This is a genomic window from Paludisphaera soli, from assembly GCF_011064595.1.
GTDB classification, from domain to species: domain Bacteria; phylum Planctomycetota; class Planctomycetia; order Isosphaerales; family Isosphaeraceae; genus Paludisphaera; species Paludisphaera soli.
The window spans coordinates 1-2,013 of record NZ_JAALJI010000094.1 but is presented as its reverse complement, the minus strand read 5'-3'; the positions used below and the strand labels follow the sequence as shown (position 1 = coordinate 2,013).

Sequence of the window (2,013 nt, the reverse complement as noted above, 5' to 3'; positions counted from 1 at the left end):
CTGCACTTTCCGGAATTCTGTGTATTCGGATCAACAACGCCTTTGCTCGACGGGCTCAGTTCCTGACCGGGTTGGAAATTCGGCGCCTCACACCCGCCGCGTCGCCGAGTCTCCCCTCCCGATGGTGTGTCGAGGCGTCGGCTCAGGTGCCTTCACGTTGGTCTGACCAGAGGTCATAGAAGTCGAAATCGACACTCAAGTCGTATCTCCCAAGCCCCGCCACGAGGTCGGCGTCAAAATGCAGGCCCGGGTAGCGCTCGTGGAAGTAGCCGACGAGCTGCATGCACCCGCCGTAATCTCGGGACAGGGAAGCGAACCCCTCGGCATTCTCATCGAGCTGATCCAGCACGTCCCTGATGTGCGCCTCCAATGGCTCGTCGCGGGGTAGACGTGAGTGGAGGGACCAGCGACTGAACTTGCGCTCCATCCTCGTCCGGGGGTGTAGGTCACCTGCGCGCCAGGAATCGCTGGGATCAACGCCTGCCCTGGAGGAGATCTCCTCCGGGTCGAAGGAACCCGTTACGGCGAAGTAGGCGTATTGCTCGTTCGGCTGGCTCACGAGAGCCTCACGAGGATGAGTGGACGGTGGCCGGCCCGGGCGGGACGATGGCGGTTACCACACCGGACCATCGACCCGAGCGGAGCCGGCCCCGATGACATCCTCTCATCCGACGCTCGTACCCTGCCAGTGGTTCGTCCGCCTCGCCGGGCCGCTCGACCGCCGCTCTGCGCCAAGGCTCGCCTTGCTGTTCGTCGGCGCGGTCCTGGCGCGGGGGAGGCGCACGGTCACGACGTGGATTCGGGCCGCGAGGCAGAGCGGCCGGTTCCAGTCCTGCTACCTCGCCGTCGCCGCGGCCGGCAGGAAGGCCGACTCGATCGCCGTCCGCCTTCTGAACGAGGTCATAGCCCCGCTGGCGACCGGGTCGGGGCGGCTGACGCTGGCGATCGACGACACGCCGACCCGACGCTACGGGCCGTACGTCCAGGCGGCCGGCGTCCATCACAACCCGACGCCCGGCCCGGCCGGCTCGCCGCACGTCTACGGCCACGTCTTCGTCGTGCTGGCGCTGCTCGTGGAGCATGGGCGGTGGGGCGTGATCGGCCTGCCTTTGTTGTCGCGGCTGTACGTCCGCGAGGTCGACCTGCCGGCGATCGACCCGAAGCATCGGCCCGCGTTCCGAACCAAGCTGGAGATGGCCGTCGAACTCCTGCGATGGGCCAAGCCCTGGCTCGGCCTGCTGAGGCGGCCGATCTGGCTGGTCGCCGACGGGGCCTACGCCAAGAAGGACGTGCTGAAGCCGGCGAAGGCCCTGGGGGTCACGGTCGTCAGCCGGCTCCGCAAGGACGCGGCGCTGCGGACCGTCCCCGGCCCGAGGCCGGCGGGCCGGCGGGGCCGCCCCCGCGTCTACGGCGAGCGCGTCGTCGACCTCGCCAAACGGGCCGGGCAGAGGCGGGGATGGTCTCGCGGCTCCTTCGATCTGTACGACGGGGCCGCGGTCAAGCGGTACAAGACGTTCCTGGCGACGTGGCGGCCGGCCGGCGGCGTGATCCGGGTCGTGCTGGTCGACGAGCCTCACGGCTGGCGGGCCTACTTCTGCACCGACCCCAGGGCCACGGTCGCCGACGTCCTCACCACGATCGCCGATCGCTTCAGCCTGGAGATCGCCTTTCGCGAGGTGAAGGAGGTCGTCGGTGCCGGGAAGCAGCAGGTCCGGTTCATCCACGCCGGCGTCGGGTCGTTCCACGTCTGCCTCTGGACCTACAGCCTGACCGAGGCGTGGGCGTGGAGACGATCCGAGGCCGAGTTGGTGGACCGCTCGGAGTCGCCGTGGGACGAACCGACCCGCCGCCCCAGCCACGCCGACAAGCGCCGGGCCTGGTGCCGCGAAATCCTCGCCGGGGAGATTCTCGCGATCCTGCGGGCCGGCCCGTCCGACGCCGAAATCCAGGTCGCCGCGGACCGGCTGCTGCGGCTCGTGGCCTGATGCTCATGCAATCTCAGAAAGTCCAGGA

Annotated in this window: 2 protein-coding genes; one reads left to right on the top strand and one right to left on the bottom strand. The window is 69.0% G+C overall.

Going from position 1 to position 2,013, the window contains the following annotated elements; genetic code table 11:
- Positions 1 to 142 precede the first annotated feature (142 nt).
- Positions 143 to 559 (bottom strand): DUF4279 domain-containing protein, encoded by a 417-nt coding sequence (locus G6O68_RS31650; RefSeq protein WP_165253720.1) that lies wholly within the window; start codon positions 557 to 559, stop codon positions 143 to 145.
- A 94-nt stretch (positions 560 to 653) separates the two neighbouring features.
- On the opposite strand from G6O68_RS31650, the gene G6O68_RS31645 reads away from it, so the two are divergent.
- Positions 654 to 1,985, top strand: coding sequence for an IS701 family transposase (locus tag G6O68_RS31645; protein WP_165253718.1), 1,332 nt, complete (start codon positions 654 to 656; stop codon positions 1,983 to 1,985).
- The last annotated feature ends 28 nt before the right edge of the window (positions 1,986 to 2,013 follow it).

What these genes read in the sequence shown, in the direction of transcription:
- G6O68_RS31645 (WP_165253718.1), top strand. Translation starts at nt 654, where the DNA reads ATGACATCCTCTCATCCGACGCTCGTACCCTGCCAGTGGTTCGTCCGC.